15 protein-coding genes are annotated in these 16,479 nt (G+C 48.2%); 13 read left to right on the top strand and 2 right to left on the bottom strand.

Going from position 1 to position 16,479, the window contains the following annotated elements; genetic code table 11:
• Window positions 1-22 precede the first annotated feature (22 nt).
• From S2091_RS10300 to S2091_RS10250, 11 genes are all read left to right on the top strand, one after another.
• The gene (locus S2091_RS10300; protein ID WP_105531725.1) at window positions 23-628 is read left to right on the top strand and encodes a 2-hydroxychromene-2-carboxylate isomerase; all 606 of its coding nucleotides are present in this window, start codon (window positions 23-25) and stop codon (window positions 626-628) included.
• A complete protein-coding gene (locus S2091_RS10295) occupies window positions 615-1,007 on the top strand; it encodes a YchJ family protein (protein ID WP_105531724.1) in 393 nt (130 codons plus the stop codon). Before S2091_RS10300 ends, S2091_RS10295 begins: the two co-directional genes overlap by 14 nt.
• Window positions 1,008-1,022: 15 nt before the next feature.
• Window positions 1,023-2,627 (top strand): carboxyl transferase domain-containing protein, encoded by a 1,605-nt coding sequence (locus S2091_RS10290; protein ID WP_105531723.1) that lies wholly within the window; start codon window positions 1,023-1,025, stop codon window positions 2,625-2,627.
• 10 nt (window positions 2,628-2,637) lie between these two features.
• The gene (locus S2091_RS10285; protein WP_105531722.1) at window positions 2,638-3,432 is read left to right on the top strand and encodes an enoyl-CoA hydratase/isomerase family protein; all 795 of its coding nucleotides are present in this window, start codon (window positions 2,638-2,640) and stop codon (window positions 3,430-3,432) included.
• Window positions 3,433-3,503: 71 nt separating this feature from the next.
• Complete coding sequence (gene bioA, locus S2091_RS10280; RefSeq protein WP_105531721.1) at window positions 3,504-4,826, top strand: adenosylmethionine--8-amino-7-oxononanoate transaminase; 1,323 nt, start codon at window positions 3,504-3,506, stop codon at window positions 4,824-4,826.
• Window positions 4,823-6,013: an 8-amino-7-oxononanoate synthase gene (gene bioF, locus S2091_RS10275; protein ID WP_105531720.1), complete on the top strand. Its 1,191-nt coding sequence runs from the start codon at window positions 4,823-4,825 to the stop codon at window positions 6,011-6,013. The genes bioA and bioF overlap by 4 nt, the downstream gene beginning before the upstream one ends.
• Window positions 6,014-6,015: 2 nt before the next feature.
• Entirely contained in the window at window positions 6,016-6,738 is a 723-nt protein-coding gene (bioD, locus tag S2091_RS10270) for a dethiobiotin synthase (protein WP_105531719.1), read from the top strand.
• 19 nt (window positions 6,739-6,757) lie between these two features.
• Window positions 6,758-7,795 carry a biotin synthase BioB gene (gene bioB, locus S2091_RS10265; RefSeq protein WP_105531718.1) on the top strand — a complete coding sequence of 346 codons (1,038 nt, stop codon included), beginning with the start codon at window positions 6,758-6,760 and terminating at the stop codon, window positions 7,793-7,795.
• A gap of 454 nt (window positions 7,796-8,249) precedes the next feature.
• Entirely contained in the window at window positions 8,250-10,241 is a 1,992-nt protein-coding gene (locus S2091_RS10260; protein WP_105531717.1) for an acetyl-CoA carboxylase biotin carboxylase subunit, read from the top strand.
• A gap of 111 nt (window positions 10,242-10,352) precedes the next feature.
• Complete coding sequence (locus tag S2091_RS10255) at window positions 10,353-11,282, top strand: 2-hydroxyacid dehydrogenase (RefSeq protein WP_105531760.1); 930 nt, start codon at window positions 10,353-10,355, stop codon at window positions 11,280-11,282.
• A gap of 1 nt (window position 11,283) precedes the next feature.
• A complete protein-coding gene (locus tag S2091_RS10250; protein WP_105531716.1) occupies window positions 11,284-12,213 on the top strand; it encodes a hydroxymethylglutaryl-CoA lyase in 930 nt (309 codons plus the stop codon).
• Between the two features lie 38 nt (window positions 12,214-12,251).
• Here the strand turns inward: S2091_RS10250 and S2091_RS10245 are convergent, their stop codons facing one another.
• A complete protein-coding gene (locus S2091_RS10245) occupies window positions 12,252-13,865 on the bottom strand; it encodes an amidase (RefSeq protein WP_105531715.1) in 1,614 nt (537 codons plus the stop codon).
• A 121-nt stretch (window positions 13,866-13,986) separates the two neighbouring features.
• On the opposite strand from S2091_RS10245, the gene S2091_RS10240 reads away from it, so the two are divergent.
• The gene (locus S2091_RS10240) at window positions 13,987-14,502 is read left to right on the top strand and encodes a DUF1269 domain-containing protein (RefSeq protein ID WP_133166893.1); all 516 of its coding nucleotides are present in this window, start codon (window positions 13,987-13,989) and stop codon (window positions 14,500-14,502) included.
• A gap of 78 nt (window positions 14,503-14,580) precedes the next feature.
• Here the strand turns inward: S2091_RS10240 and yedA are convergent, their stop codons facing one another.
• Entirely contained in the window at window positions 14,581-15,465 is an 885-nt protein-coding gene (gene yedA, locus S2091_RS10235) for a drug/metabolite exporter YedA (protein WP_105531713.1), read from the bottom strand.
• Window positions 15,466-15,545: 80 nt separating this feature from the next.
• Here yedA and S2091_RS10230 point away from each other — a divergent pair, with 80 nt between their 5' ends.
• On the top strand, window positions 15,546-16,478 hold the full coding sequence (locus S2091_RS10230) for a LysR substrate-binding domain-containing protein (RefSeq protein WP_105531712.1): 933 nt from the start codon (window positions 15,546-15,548) through the stop codon (window positions 16,476-16,478).
• Window position 16,479 lies beyond the last annotated feature (1 nt).

Genomic DNA, 16,479 nt, shown 5'->3' with positions numbered 1-16,479 from the left:
CTAAGCAAAAAACGGAGCAGCGATGAGTTCAACTATCCATTTCTATTTTGATTTCACTTCACCCTACGGCTATTTAGCGGCCATGCGGATCGACCAGTTAGCGGCAAAATATGCGCAGCAAGTTGAGTGGCATCCGATTTTGTTAGGCGTGATTTTTAAAACCACGGGAACGCTGCCGCTCGTCGATGTACCGTTGAAAGGCACATATTCACTACACGACTTAAAGCGCAGCGCCAGATTTCACGCTATTCCCTTTCAGCAGCCAGAGCACTTCCCAATTAGCACACAGAACACCGCCAGAGCGATGTTGTGGATTGCAAATAAATTAGGAGAAGACAGCGCGATCAAGTTCGCCAAGGCTGCGTATCAAGCTTATTTTGTCGATGGCATAAATATTGGCGAAATTGAGCATGTCGTGCAAATAGCGAATCGGCTTGGGTTTGATGGCGATACATTGGCCAATGAAATATCTAGTCCTGAAATAAAAGCGCAATTAAAAGCAGAAGTCGATGCAGCACAAGAGCAAGGTGTTTTCGGCGCGCCATTTGTCATCATTGATGGCGAACCGTTCTGGGGTTTTGATCGGTTTGACCAAATAGAAGCACTGTTAAAAAATGGCCAAATCTAAACAGGAACCGCTCTGCCCTTGCGGTTTGGGACCGACGTATGAAAGTTGTTGCGGCCGTTATATAAGCGGTGCGGAATTAGCTCCCGATGCAGAAGCATTAATGCGTTCAAGATACACCGCTTATACGCTGGAAAACGAAGTGTATTTGCAAAAAAGCTGGCATCCAAGTACTCGCCTGAAAGAAGTGATGCGTGAGCAGGATTCCTGTAAATGGATATCACTTAAAGTACTGTCGCATCATCAGGAGCAGCTAACTGCAACAGTTGAATTTATCGCCAAATACAAAATTAACGGACGCGCAGAACAGCTGCATGAAACTAGCCGGTTTGTTTGTGAAGGCGGTCAATGGTTGTATAAAGATGGCGTTTTTTCAAAATAAAAAAGCAAAGTAAATATGAAATTAGAATCTAAATTAGCACCACGCTCAGAAGAATTCAAAGCCAACGTCGCAGCGATGCAAGTCGTGGTGGATGACCTGAAAAATAAAATTGAAAAAATCCTGTTGGGTGGCGGTGACGATGCCCGTAAAAAGCATTTAGCACGCGGTAAATTATTGCCAAGAGATCGCGTACAAATGCTGCTTGATCCCGGCACACCGTTTTTAGAATTCTCACAACTTGCTGCCTTCGAGATGTATCACAACGCAGCGCCTTGTGCCGGTGTGATCACAGGTATTGGCCGGATTTCTGGCCAGGAATGCGTGATCGTCTGTAACGACGCCACAGTCAAGGGCGGAACCTATTACCCGCTAACCGTAAAAAAACATATCCGCGCACAAGAAATTGCCGAGCAAAATAACTTGCCGTGCGTTTATCTGGTTGATAGCGGCGGCGCTAATTTGCCGAATCAAGACGAGGTATTTCCTGATCGTGATCATTTCGGCCGGATATTTTTTAACCAGGCTAATTTATCTGCGCAAGGTATTCCACAAATTGCCGTCGTTATGGGTTCTTGCACCGCTGGCGGCGCATATGTGCCAGCAATGAGCGATGAATCGATTATCGTTAAAAACCAGGGCACCATTTTCCTAGGCGGCCCACCGTTGGTTAAAGCCGCTACCGGTGAAGTCGTCAGTGCCGAAGATTTGGGCGGTGGTGATGTACATACGCGCTTATCCGGCGTGGTCGATCATCTGGCTCAAAATGATATGCATGCGTTGTCCATGGCGCGCACTATCGTGGCAAATTTAAATCGCCAAAAACCTAGTCAGTTAAAGTTGCAGGAAGTTGTAGAGCCTGCCTATCCGGCGCAAGAATTGTATGGTGTGATTCCGGTTGATACACGCAAGCCGTTTGATGTGCGCGAAGTCATCGCACGGGTAGTCGATGGCAGTGTGTTTGATGAATTTAAAGCGCGTTACGGCACAACTCTGGTCTGTGGTTTTGCGCACATCCACGGCATGCCGGTCGGTATTATTGCCAACAACGGTATTTTATTTTCCGAGTCGGCTTTAAAAGGCACGCACTTTATCGAACTATGCTGCCAGCGCAAAATTCCTTTGGTTTTCTTGCAAAATATCACCGGCTTTATGGTTGGTCGTAAATATGAAAACGAAGGAATTGCCCGTAACGGTGCCAAGATGGTAACGGCCGTGGCAACCGCAGCAGTACCTAAATTTACCGTGATTATTGGCGGTAGTTTTGGTGCCGGGAATTACGGCATGTGCGGTCGTGCATTTTCCCCACGGTTTTTGTGGATGTGGCCAAACGCACGTATTTCAGTGATGGGCGGTGAGCAGGCTGCCAGCGTATTGGCGACGGTAAAACGCGATGGTATCGAAGCCAAAGGCGGCGCATGGTCAGCGGAAGAAGAAGCGCAATTCAAGCAGCCAATTAAAGAGCAATACGAACATCAGGGTCATCCGTATTTTGCCAGCGCACGTCTTTGGGATGACGGTGTTATTGATCCGGCAGATACGCGTATGGTGTTGGGTTTAGGTTTGTCGGCGGCGCTGAATGCGCCAATTCCAGAAACAAAATTTGGCTTATTCAGAATGTAGGAACAACAAAATGACATATCAAACACTACTGGTAGAAATAGCACGCGGCGCGGCAACGGTAACTTTAAATCGCCCTGAAGTAAGGAATGCGTTTAACGAGGTCGTGATCGCGGAATTAACCGAAGTATTTCAAGAGTTAGGACAAAATTCAGAGGTTCGAGTTATTGTCTTGGCCGCGAATGGCCCGTCATTTTGTGCCGGTGCAGATCTCAACTGGATGAAAAAAATGGCGACCTATACGCCAGAAGAAAATCTGGCCGATGCCGAGCAATTAGCCGAGATGTTGTACCAAATCTTTGGTTGCCCAAAACCGGTTATCGCCAAAGTGCAAGGTGATTGCTATGCCGGTGGTATGGGATTGGCGGCAGCTTGTGATATTTCAGTCGCAGTAGAGTCGGCGCAATTTTGTTTGAGTGAAGTCAAGCTCGGTTTAATTCCTGCGACAATCTCCCCTTACGTTATTAAGGCGATGGGCGCGAATGCGGCACGTCGTTATTTTATTACTGCGGAACGTTTTTCTGCAAAAGAAGCGCATCGGATTGGCTTTGTGCATGAAGTTGTCGCGGCAGAGCAATTGGATGAAACCGTAGCGCAGTTGGTCAACGCGATTGTGAATAACAGCCCGAACGCGGTCATCGAAGCTAAATGGTTGGTAGAAGATGTCACCAGTGCCGAAATCGATGAAGATTTGCTGGCGTATACAGCAGAGCGTATTGCTGCAATCCGGACCTCAGAAGAAGGACGTGAAGGTGTTGCTTCGTTCCTGGAAAAACGTAAGCCGAATTGGTTGTTGCCGGTAAACTAGAATATCAAAATGGTAGGGGCACCTCTACGAAGATCGGTGTCAACGCACATTAGAATTAGTAAGGAAAAAAGTTGAAGTCAAACAGCAATTGGATAGACCGCAGTCTGCAGCATGTCTGGCATCCTTGTACGCAAATGCAGCATCACGAGACTATGCCGTTGGTGCCGATTAGTCATGGTCGCGGCGCATGGTTATTTGACGCGGATGGCAATCGCTATTTAGACGGTATTAGTTCCTGGTGGGTGAATTTATTTGGTCACGCAAATCCGCGTATTAATGCCGCGTTAAAAGATCAGCTGGATAAATTGGAACACGTTATGCTGGCGGGTTTTACGCATGAGCCTGTCATCCGTTTGTCGGAACAGTTATCCGAAAAAACCGGTCATGCATTAGGCCATTGTTTTTTTGCATCGGACGGTGCTTCGGCAGTGGAAATCGCGCTCAAAATGAGCTTTCATAGCTGGAGCAATCTGGGGCTGGGAGACAAGCGTGAATTCGTTTGCTTAAAAGGTAGTTATCACGGTGAAACCATCGGAGCCTTGGCGGTAACCGACGTGGCATTATTCCGTGACGCCTATGGCCCCTTGATCGGCTCGGCGCATGTGGTGATGTCGCCGGATGCGCGTCAGGCTATAGATGGCGAAACGGCGCAAGACGTGGCGCGTCGCGCAATAGCTGAAGTAGAAAAATTATTTGAGCAACGCAGCACCAAAATTGCCGCGATGATAGTGGAACCGTTAGTGCAATGCGCAACCGGTTTCGCTATGCATGACCCGCTCTATTTGCAATTACTGCGTGCCTTATGCGACAAATATCAGGTGCATTTAATTGCCGATGAAATTGCGGTGGGTTGCGGCCGAACCGGTACTTTTTTTGCGTGTGAACAAGCGGCGATTTGGCCTGATTTTATGTGTTTGTCTAAAGGGATTAGCGGCGGTTATTTGCCGCTGTCTTTAGTCATGACGACAGATAAAGTGTATCAGGCGTTTTATCATCAAGATGTTAAACGCGGCTTTTTACATTCCCACTCTTACACTGGAAATCCTTTGGCTTGTCGGGCGGCATTGGCAACGCTGGAAATTTTTGAACAAGATAACGTGTTGGAGAATAACGTTGAACGTGCGGCTAAAATAACTGCCGCATTAGCGCCACTCGCACTGCATGCGAAAGTTAAGAACTTCCGTCAGCGCGGCATGATCTGGGCGTTTGATGCTGTGGATGTCAGTGCCGGATTTTCATCACGTTTTTTCAAGGCGGCGTTAACGCAAGAACTGTTATTACGGCCGATCGGCAATACGGTGTATTTAATGCCGCCGTATATTTTGAATGATGAAGAGTGTGCCTTGTTAGGGCAGCGTACTTTGTCTGTATTTGAACAAGTGGCGGCAGCATGATTGAACAAATCGAACAGCGTTTGGCTGAACTGGATAAACAAGATTTACTACGTCACCGACGAGTAACTGCAACACCATGCGCTGCGGTGATGAACGTTGATGGTCGTACTATGCTGGCATTTTGCAGCAACGATTATTTGGGTTTGGCCGCACATCCGCAAATTCAACACGCTCTGCAAGAAGGCGTTACGTTGTACGGTGCCGGTAGCGGCGCGTCGCATTTAATTAGCGGCCATTCAAAAGCTCATGCGCAACTGGAAGAACGGTTAGCCGCTATGCAGTCGCCGTATTTGGAACAGGCGCGCGCCTTGTATTTGAGTACCGGCTATATGGCTAATCTGGCGGTGTTGTCTGGATTGGCCGCGACTGATCCTGGTCAGGCAGAAATTTTTTCTGAAAATTTAAATCACGCTTCGTTAATTGATGGTGCTAAATTAGCGCGTTGCAAAGTGCAGGTTTATCCACACGCCGATTTAATCGCGTTAGAAAATTTGCTACAACAAAGTGGTGCTTCAACAAAAATTGTTGTCACCGACAGCGTATTTAGTATGGATGGCGTAATTGCCCCTTTGCCTGAAATATTGGCTTTGTGCGAACGTTATAATGCTTGGCTAGTGATTGATGATGCGCATGGTTTTGGTGTGTTAGGTGACGGTGCTGGAATACTTTCCCACTTCAATTTACGCAGCAAAAATATTGTCTACATGGGTACATTAGGCAAAGCTGCTGGCGTGTCTGGTGCGTTTATCGCAGCACATGGCAGCGTGATTGAATGGCTGGTACAAAAAGCCCGCCCGTATATTTATACTACCGCCGCACCGCCAGCTTTAGCGCATGCGCTGTTGACGAGTCTGGATATTATTTGCGGTGCCGAAGGTGCACAACGTCGGACGCATTTACAAGGTCTGATTAAGCAGTTTAAAACCGCAATAGGCTCTGAGGTCGGTGGCATGTCTTTACTGGCTTCCGACACGCAAATTCAACCGCTGATCGTCGGTGAAAATCATCTGGCTATGCAGCTGGCGGCACGTTTATACGAGCGCGGGATTTGGGTGCCGGCAATTCGTCCACCAACCGTGCCGGTTGGTACAGCGCGTTTGCGGGTTACTCTGTCAGCCGCACACAGCAGTGCGCAAGTTGCGACCTTGCTGAGCGAGCTAGATGGTTTACAAAAGAAAGCAGCGTGAAGATGGAATACAAAAAACCGTTAGCATTTTTTGTGGCGGGTACCGATACCGAAATTGGCAAGACGCTGGTTTCAAGCGCCCTGCTTTACGGCATGGTGCAGCAGGGGTTGCAAAGTATCGGCATGAAGCCGGTCGCGGCAGGCGCATTTTTGCAGGATGGCGTTTGGTGCAATGAAGATGTATTGGCACTAAAAGACGCCGGTAATGTGATTTTGCCAGCGGAATTGTCCAAGCTGGTTAATCCGTATTTATTTAAGTTAGCGGCAGCTCCGCATATCGCCGCGCAACAGGAAATGCAGCAGATTAATTTGTCGGTGATTCTGGATTGCTATCAACAATTAACGACTTATGCACAAGCGTTAATCGTCGAAGGTGTCGGGGGTTTTAGAGTGCCATTGAATGCGCAGGAAGATAGTGCAGACATGGCGCAACAATTGAATTTGCCGGTGGTGCTGGTGGTTGGAATGCGGCTCGGTTGCATTAGTCAGGCATTGCTTACAGTTGAGGCTATTACTGCGCGTGGCTTAACTGTGGCGGCTTGGGTGGCGAATTGTGCGCAAGGTGAAATGGCGCATTTGCAGGATAACTTGATCGCTTTGCAGGAACGTATCAATGCGCCGTTGTTAGGTTGCATTCCGTGCTTAGACAAACCAACAGCGCAGGCCGCAGCGGCGCATTTAGATTTAACAAAATTATTGAAGTTGCCTGAGCAACTTATTACCTAGTTTAAATGAGGAAAACACGATGGAACAAAATACAGAGACCAGCAAACAACAAGGCGTAACGTTTCATCCGGCGCCAAAACCAGTCACACCTATCGTGGCCGAAACTTGGCCAGTCGATGAAGTATTGGGTTTGTTTGATTTGCCATTTAATGAGTTGCTGTTTCGCGCTCAAGAAGTGCATCGCCGTGAGTTTCCGGACGGTGACGTTGAGCTGGCGACTTTGTTGTCAATTAAAACCGGTGGCTGCGAAGAAGATTGTGGATATTGCCCTCAAGCGGCGCGTTATGACACTGGCGTAGAAGCTAAAAAAATCCTGGGCATTACCGAAGTATTGGATGCTGCACGTTCTGCTAAAGAAAGTGGCGCAACCCGTTTTTGCATGGGTGCTGCATGGCGTTCGCCTAAAGACCGCGACATGGAAAAAGTCGAAGAAATGGTGCGTGGAGTGAAGGCTTTGGGTTTAGAAACCTGCGCTACGTTGGGTATGTTGAAAGAAGAACAGGCTGCGCGGTTAAAAGACGCTGGTCTGGATTATTACAACCACAATTTAGATACTGCGCCAGAGTTTTACGATAACGTGATTTCTACCCGCGATTATCAAGATCGTTTGGATACGCTGGGTTATGTACGTAATGCTGGCTTAAAAGTATGCTGCGGCGGGATTGTGGGAATGGGTGAATCACGTCGTCAACGCGCTGGTTTGATTGCGCAATTGGCGAATTTAAATCCCTACCCGGAATCGGTGCCGGTGAATCATTTGGTACAGGTGGAAGGTACGCCTTTGTTTGGTACCGAAGAGCTTGATCCGCTGGAGTTTGTGCGCACTATTGCTGTGGCGCGGATTACTATGCCGCGTGCGCGGGTGCGGTTGTCGGCTGGGCGTCGGCAGATGGGGGAGCCGGTGCAGGCTATGTGTTTCTTGGCTGGTGCTAACTCGATATTTTATGGGGATAAGTTGTTGACTACTGAGAATCCTGAGGCTTCGGATGATCGGGTTTTGTTGGAGAAATTGGGGTTGAGGACGCGGGCTAAAGTTGAGAGTGGTGGGTGTAAATAACTCGACGTAGGGTGGGCACGGGTTTGTGCCCACGCGTTACCGTTGATTGACAATTACTTCCGGTTGATTTGTCGTTTATTTTTTGATAGCAGCTTGATTGATTTTAGTTTTGTAGGCCGGTGGTAGACCGGCGGCTAGTTACCTTTTTTGCTTCGCCAAAAAAGGTAACCCAAAAAAGGCGACCACGCTATTTCGGAAACCCCGATAAATTTACGGATAAATGGGAAAAGTTCGAAACTCGCCTGCGGCTCAGACAGCGAACCTTTCTGATCCATTTATCCGTAAATTCATCGGCCGAACTAGAAGTGGGGTAGGTCAAAAACAAGGTCAAATGCAGCGTCAAAAGCCAAGTCAACAACAAGGTCAAATTCAACAGCAGCACATACGCATTATTTAGCGCAATTCAGTTTTTGCTTCATCGCTTTAAGACATTAAAAAATAATAAGGAATAACCATGTTTACTAAAATTCTCATCGCTAACCGGGGTGAAATCGCTTGTCGGGTGGCGGCTACTGCGCGTCGTCTGGGTGTTAAAACGGTGGCGGTGTATTCGGAGGCGGATGCGCTGGCTAAGCATGTGGCGGCTTGTGATGAGGCGGTGTTGATTGGGCCGGCTGCGGCTAAAGAGAGTTATTTGCTGGGCGATAAAATTATTGCTGTGGCGCTGGCGACTGGGGCACAGGCGATTCATCCGGGATATGGATTTTTATCCGAGAATAGTGAGTTCGCCGATGCTTGCGCTAAAGCGGGGTTGGTTTTTATTGGGCCACCGGCTTCGGCGATACGCGCTATGGGCAGTAAGTCGGCGGCTAAAACGCTGATGGAACAAGCCAAGGTGCCGCTGGTGCCGGGCTACCATGGTGAAAATCAAGATGCGGATTTTTTGCATAAAGAAGCTGATCGTATCGGTTATCCGGTATTGCTGAAAGCCTCTGCTGGCGGCGGCGGTAAAGGGATGCGCGTGATTGAAAACAGCGCGGACTTTAAAGCGGCCTTGGCTTCTTGCAAGCGCGAAGCGATCAGTTCTTTTGGTGACGATAAAGTCCTGGCTGAAAAATATTTACAACGCCCGCGCCATATCGAAATTCAGGTCTTTGCCGATACCTTCGGCAACTGCGTTTATTTGTTTGAACGTGATTGTTCAGTGCAACGTCGCCATCAAAAAGTATTGGAAGAAGCACCTGCGCCGGGCATGACGGAACAACGTCGCGCGGCGATGGGCGAAGCGGCGGTGGCTGCCGCTAAAGCGGTTGGTTATGTCGGCGCTGGAACGGTCGAATTTATCGCTAATCAAGACGGTTCATTTTATTTCATGGAAATGAATACGCGTTTGCAAGTTGAGCATCCGGTCACTGAAATGATTACCGGAACTGATTTGGTCGAGTGGCAGTTGCGCGTGGCAAGTGGCGAACCGTTGCCGTTGTTGCAGCCGCAATTACGTATACATGGCCATTCGATTGAAGCGCGTGTTTATGCTGAAAATCCAGAAAAAGGTTTCTTGCCGTCGATTGGTACTTTGGTGCATGCACGCACACCAGAAGCCGTGAATTTTGAGTTAGGCGGTAGTTCAGATCCAGCTAGTTTCAGGATAGATAGCGGCGTGCGCGAAGGCGACACGATCTCACCTTTTTACGATCCGATGATCGCTAAAATGATCGTATGGGGTAAAGACAGAAATGAAGCCTTGGCGCGGATGGCGCAAGCTTTAGCGCAGTATCAGATTGTTGGGCTGTCATCCAATATTGGATTTTTACAGCGACTGATACACAGCAAAGCATTTTCTAGTGCTGATTTAGATACTGGTTTAATTGAGCGTAATCAGGCCGAATTATTCCCAGCTCCGGCCGTGATGACATTGCCCGTATTGGCGTTAGCGGCAACCAAATTATTACTGTCAGAATGCCACGCCAATAGTAGCGACCCGTGGGCCTCTAGCCACGGCTGGCGCATGAATAGCAGTTTGCTGCGCACCTTACGTTTTGAATCCGAAGGTGACGTGCATGAGGTCGTTGTGCGTTATCTGGCAGATGGTTGGAGCATGAGCGGAGCGGGTTCTGAAGCGCGGGTGCGGTTAGCTCAAACTGAACACACACTAAGTATTCAAGTCGGTGAATTAACCGTGAGCGGCACCGTCGTGCGTCATGGTGAACATTTCCATGTGTTCAACCAAGGCCAGCATGTTGAATTAACTTACACCGATCCGTTGTTGCATGCCGGTGAAGCGGAAGCGGAAACCGGGCGCTTGACTGCACCGATGCCAGGCAAAATTGTGGCCTTGTTAGTGGCAGCCGGGCAAGCGGTAAAAAAAGGCGAGCCGTTGCTGATTATGGAAGCCATGAAAATGGAACACACGATTGCGGCACCGGTTGATGGCGTGGTGAAAGAGCTGATGTATTTAGTCGGTGACCAGGTAGCCGATGGCGCGCAATTATTGATGTTTGAGTGAGATGTTATTAAGTGAATATTAAGTGAATAAGCTTCAACCGTCATTCATGTGCAACTGGATCTCCGCCTGCGCGAGGATGACGGTATTGAGGGTTTTACGCTAAATAAGAATATGAACATTATCTATTGCAACCAAAGTAGTAATCCTGAAGTCCCATTACGCGCATTTCAGAACGCTTTACCGCACGCGAAAATCAGGCAATGGCAAGCAGGTGACAATGCTCCTGCTGACTACGCGCTAGTCTGGAAACCGCCAGTGGAAATGCTAGCTGGCCGTGATGATTTAAAAGCGATTTTTAATCTAGGCGCAGGTGTTGACGCCATCATCAAGATGGTTGATCAGTTACCCAAACAAGTGCCGATTATTCGCTTGGAAGATGCTGGCATGGGCGAGCAAATGGCAGATTATGTTTGCCACGCGGTGCTGCATTATTTTCGCCGTTTTGATCTGTTTGCGCGTCAGGCCCAACACGCACACTGGCAGTCAATAGCGCCATTGAGTAAAAAAGAATTTACGGTTGGTGTACTTGGCATGGGTACGCTAGGACAATCCATCGCCGCGAGTTTGCTGCAACTTAAATTCCCAGTTATTGGCTGGAGTAACTCAGCTAAACAAATTGATGAAATTCAGTGCTATTCGGGTGCAGATGAGCTGCCTAAATTTTTGGCAGAAAGCAAAGTCATCGTTTGTATTTTGCCGTTGACGGAACAAACCAGCGGTATTTTAAATCGGCACACGTTAGCGCAGTTACCGCGCGGTGCGTATGTAATTAATGTGGCGCGCGGTGCGCATATTGTGGAACAGGATTTGCTGGAACTGGTGCGCAATGGGCATATTGCGGGGGCGACTTTAGATGTAGTTCAAACCGAGCCGCTGCCGGGCAATCACCCGTTTTGGCAAGAGCCAAAAATCACTATTACACCGCATGTTGCAGCGCTGACGTTATGGGATGAAAGCGCTGTACAGATCGCTGAAAAAATCGCGTTGCTAGAACAGGGTTTGCCCGTTACTGGCGTTATAGATTGTGTCAAAGGATATTAAAATGAACTCATATGCAACCTCAGCCACTCTTCCAAGCTCAGTCAAAATAGTGGAAGTCGGCCCGCGTGACGGCCTGCAAAATGAAGCGACGACGATTAGTGCCGAAGTTAAAATTGAATTGGTGAACAGGTTAAGCGCCGCCGGGTTTATTAACATTGAATCGGCCTCGTTTGTTTCGCCAAAATGGGTGCCGCAAATGGCTACTTCCACGGAAGTCATGGCTGGTATAGAGCGCAAAGCCGGTGTTATTTATTCGGTGCTCACACCCAATATGAAAGGCTTTGAAGCGGCAATCGCTGCGGGCGCTGATGAAGTGGTGATATTTGGTTCTGCTTCGGAAGCTTTTTCCCAAAAAAATATTAACTGTTCAATCGCAGAATCAATCGAACGGTTTCGAGAAGTGGCCGTAGCGGCTAAGGCCAATAACAAACGCTTGCGCGGCAGCTTAAGCTGCTCGTTCGGCTGTCCATATCAAGGTGCAGTTAGCCCAGAAGCCGTTGCCGATGTTGTACAGCGTTTGCGCGACTTAGGCTGCGATGAAATCGACATCGCCGACACAATCGGCGTAGGCACTGCCAGACAGGTGCAAACCGTTATGCAGCGAGTAATGAGAGAGTTTCCGGTATCAGGTTTGTCAGGCCATTTTCATGACACTTATGGACAAGCCTTGGCTAATATTTATGCCAGTCTGGAAGTCGGCATTAGCATTTTCCACTCCTCCGTTGCTGGCTTGGGTGGCTGTCCTTACGCCAAGGGTGCAACCGGCAATGTCGCAACCGAAGACGTGCTGTTTTTAATGCAAGGCTTGGGGATTCACACTGGAATTGATTTGGATAAAACCGTCGATGCCGGTCAGTTTATTTCTCAGCATTTGGGACGTAAAGCAGTTAGCCGCGCAGGGAATGCGTTGGCGGCTAAACGGGTTGGTTGATTAATCAAGGGCACCCGCAAAGGGTGCCTCCTACAAAATCACCCCAAACTATGTGCCATATAAGTAGGCACTTTTCTGCGCTTACTCGCCTGTTCATAAGCATAAGCCAATTTAATTAACATCCCTTCCGCATACTGCCCAGCGATAAACGAAACGCCAACCGGTAAGCCAGCAAAAAAACCAGCCGGTACGGTGATATGCGGATAACCCGCAACCGCTGCCGGTGTGGAGAAGCCGTCAATAACGTGGTCGCCATTTACATAGTCAGAAATCCAAGCTGGGCCGCCGGTCGATGCAAACAAGGCATCCAGCTGATGTTCTCGCATGATTTGATCTATGCCTTCAACGCGTGAATATTGATGATTATTTTCAAGCGCGATTAAATAAGCGGGGCTGTTAAGATCACCTTTTTCTTGAGCTTTAATCAGCAATTCCTGATCAAAGTAAGGCATTTCGCGCGAGCGGTTCTTTTCATTGAAAGCGATCACGTCAGCCAATGAATTTACAGCACAACCCTGGCCGAATTCCGCCAGATATCGATTTAAATCGGCCTTCAATTCATACAGCAATACTTCCAGTTCCGAATCGGTATATTTGGCAATGTTAGGCAGTTCCACATCAATCAAGATTGCGCCCTGCTGCTTCAATACTTCCAACGCTTCATCAACCACGGCTTGTTGCCGCAAATTACTGGACATGGCATTGCGCGTGACGCCTATTCGGGCACCCTTGAGTCCATTTTTATCCAAGAATTTGGTGTAGTCGGTAGCGCGTCCACGACTGCTGGCCGTTGCTGAATCACGCGCATCTATTCCGGCTAACACCGTTAATAATAATGCTGCGTCGGACACGGTGCGCGTCATTGGGCCGGCAGTATCTTGTGAGTGTGCGATTGGAACAATACCGTCACGACTAATTAAACCTAAGGTTGGTTTGATACCGACCAGACTGCACAGTGATGCGGGTGAAACGATCGATCCATCGGTCTCAGTCCCCACCGCCAAGGTCGCCAAACTAGCGGCAATGGCGGCAGCCGAACCAGAGCTGGAACCGCTGCAATTACGGTCGAGTGCATATGGATTTTTAGTCAAACCACCGCGTCCGCTCCAACCTGAGGTGGAACGGGTGGAACGCATATTGGCCCATTCGCTCAAGTTGGTTTTACCTAGAATGACAGCGCCGGCGGCACGTAATTGTTTAACCAAAAATGCGTCACGCGGTGCGCGAGCGCCAACCAATGCTAACGACCCTGCCGTGGTTTGCATTTTATCTGCCGTGGCGATGTTGTCTTTGATGAGTACCGGAATGCCATGTAAAGGGCCACGCGCACCGCTTACTTTTCGTTCCGCATCAAGCGCTGTTGCGATCGCTAATGCATCAGGATTAAGTTCGATAATCGAATTGAGATGCGGACCTGCGCGGTCTATGGTTTTAATGCGTTGTAAATACTGCTCGGTTAATGATTTGGCGCTTAATTTACCCGAGCTCATTAAGGCTTGTAATTCGATTACGTCAGCGTCAATGAGGGAGTGATTATTTGCTAAATGTGCTTCACTTTTTGAGCTGCTAGAAACAGCCGCATCTGCATCATTATTAATCGAATTTGCTGCACCGATAAGTAATCCTAATTTCACAAACAGTCGACGATCCATGGCAACTCCACAAGTTAATTTGTAATGTTTTTCTGTTTAATCGTTAAATCAAAAAATACCGATTGAAAGCCGATGCTGCTCTGCTATAACTTAATTATGCACGTCAAAAAGGGAGATCATTATGAGACGCAGATGCTATTTTATGTTGCCCGATATTGCTAGTGCGCGGGCGATGTTAGATCAACTATTATTGGCACGAGTTGAAGAGCGATATATCCATTTTCTGGCTAGCCCGGATACTTTACCAGCAGATATGCCAGAAGCAACTTTATTTCAACGTACTGATTTGGTGCATGGTACCGAGGTAGGTATTTTTATTGGTGCCTTTTCTGGTTTGATGGCGAGCGGCTTAATGCTGATATTGCCGTTGGTCAGACTGGAAACGCAGATAGTGTCGTTCATTTTGTGTGGCATTATGGGGGCTGTTTTAGGTGCCTGGCTGGCGGCACGCGCCTCAACGGCTATCCCGAATTCGGCTCTTGAGCAATACAGTAACGGCATATTGCAAGGACAAGTTTTGTTGATGGTGGATTTGCCGGTGGGACGGATGGGCGAAATTAAAGAAATGATTAATAAAAGCTATCCAATGAAGGCTAATTTAGAGCCAGAAATTAGCACGAATCCAAGCATTGCTTAGTTTGGCGATTGTGAATATGGATTTAAGCTGTCATGTAGACAGCATGGATAAGTTGTTGAAAAATTTTAGTTATCGGCTCTATTTAGTGATCTTGGTAGCGCGGTTGCGGGCTGTAGTTATTAGCAACACGCTGCTTAAAATAACAGTCATTGCGACAATATCGCGTGTGCCGATTTTTTCACCAGCAAACATCACTCCGAGCGTAACGGCGATGACTGGATTAACGTAGCTGTAACTAGACGCTAATGCCGGTGGAACCGTGGCAATTAAGTACATATACGCAGTAAATGCGCCTAAAGAACCTGCCACCACTAAGTAGCTCCAGGCGAACCAGGCCGAGGGTGTAATTGTGCCAACGAAGTGTTCGCCATTTAAGTAACCCAGGACGACTAAAAACACCCCTCCCAACAGCATTTCACTGGCAAAACCCATTGCCCCGGGTGCTAAAGAAAATTTGCGTTGCGATAAAACCGAGCCTAAATCCCAACAAATAATCGCACCTAATAACGCGACGATACCTATCGGTTTTGCTGAAAAATCGCCGCCGCTAGCGAGTAAAAGAGCACCTGCAAAGCCAATCAAAATACCCATCCATTCGCGTCGATTCGGCCATTCCCCATACATGCCGACACATAAGGTTAAAACAAAGGGCGAGCAAGCAATGAATACGGCGGTCAAGCCGGAAGAAATGTATTGTTGAGCGTAGGAAGTTAAGCCCATTCCGCCACCTAAAATTAAGCTGCCGACCAAGCCTGCGTCGCGCCATTGTTTAGTTGTTGGATTGGTTTTGCCGCGCCACTTTAAAAAAATAAATAGCAGGCTACCCGCAGCTAAAAAGCGGGTTCCCATCAGCATAAAGGGCGGGAATGAAGTCAGCGCAACATGGATTGCAAAGTAGGTGGAGCCCCAAACTAAATATACGGTGAGTAAGGCCAAGGCGACTAATCTAGGGAGAGCAAACATATTAAATGCGCATAGTAAATGCGGTTAAAATTATTAAAGAAATTTTTAAAGACACAGCACATCACTGAATGCACTAATTTATGGAACTACGCCAACTCCGTTATTTTGTCGCCATCGTTGACCACGGTTCTTTGTCGCGTGCTGCAAGAGTGCTGCATATTGTACAGCCAGCGCTGACTCAACAATTACAATTACTTGAACAAGAATTAGGTGCACAGCTGTTGCATCGTTCGGCGCAAGGGATGTCGGCAACGGACGCGGGTAAATTATTTTACGAGCATGCGCAGGCGATTTTAAAGCAGGTCGGTGACGCGAAATCGGCGGTGGCGCAATCGGCGTTACGTCCAACGGGCACCGTGGCGTTGGGCATTCCACAAAGTGTTTCTGGCGCGTTGGCACTACCGTTATTGATGGCGGTGCGTGAAAAATACCCTGAAATTTCATTGCAATTAACCGAAGAATTATCGGGTAATTTAATCGAGCAATTGAAGTCGGGGCGGATTAATTTAGCGGTCTTGTTTGATGACGGGCAGCTGGCCCCATTCATCGTAAAGCCGATGATTGAAGAACAGATGATGTATATCACCTGTGCTAATTCACGCTTTGCTCATCTGGGTACGTCAATCGATCTTGCTGCCGCGCTGCAAGTACCGTTAATTTTGCCGGGTTACCAGCACGGGGTCAGGCCACGCATAGAAAATTTGGTACGACATGCCGGGTTAGCGATAGGCGATGTGATCGACATTAATTCCGTCGCTATTTTGAAGTCGGCATTATTGGCTGATATGGGCGCGACTATTTTGCCGGTTGCGCCGTTATTATCTGAAATTGAACGTGGGGAAATGATCGCATTGCCGATTGCAGATAGCCACATTTCACGCACAGTGGTGTTGTGTGCGTCGAAAAATATCCCGCTCACGAATGCCGCCAGTGCGGTGGAACGACTGGTGTTAGAGGTCGCTCAAACGCTGTGCGACAGTGGCCGGTGGTTGGGAGCGAGCAGTTTGATGTAAT

The sequence above is a fragment of the Solimicrobium silvestre genome, from assembly GCF_002976435.1.
Taxonomy (GTDB): Bacteria; Pseudomonadota; Gammaproteobacteria; order Burkholderiales; family Burkholderiaceae_D; genus Solimicrobium; species Solimicrobium silvestre.
Note: the sequence above shows the minus strand (reverse complement) of the source record. Positions and strands in the feature narration are given on the sequence as shown.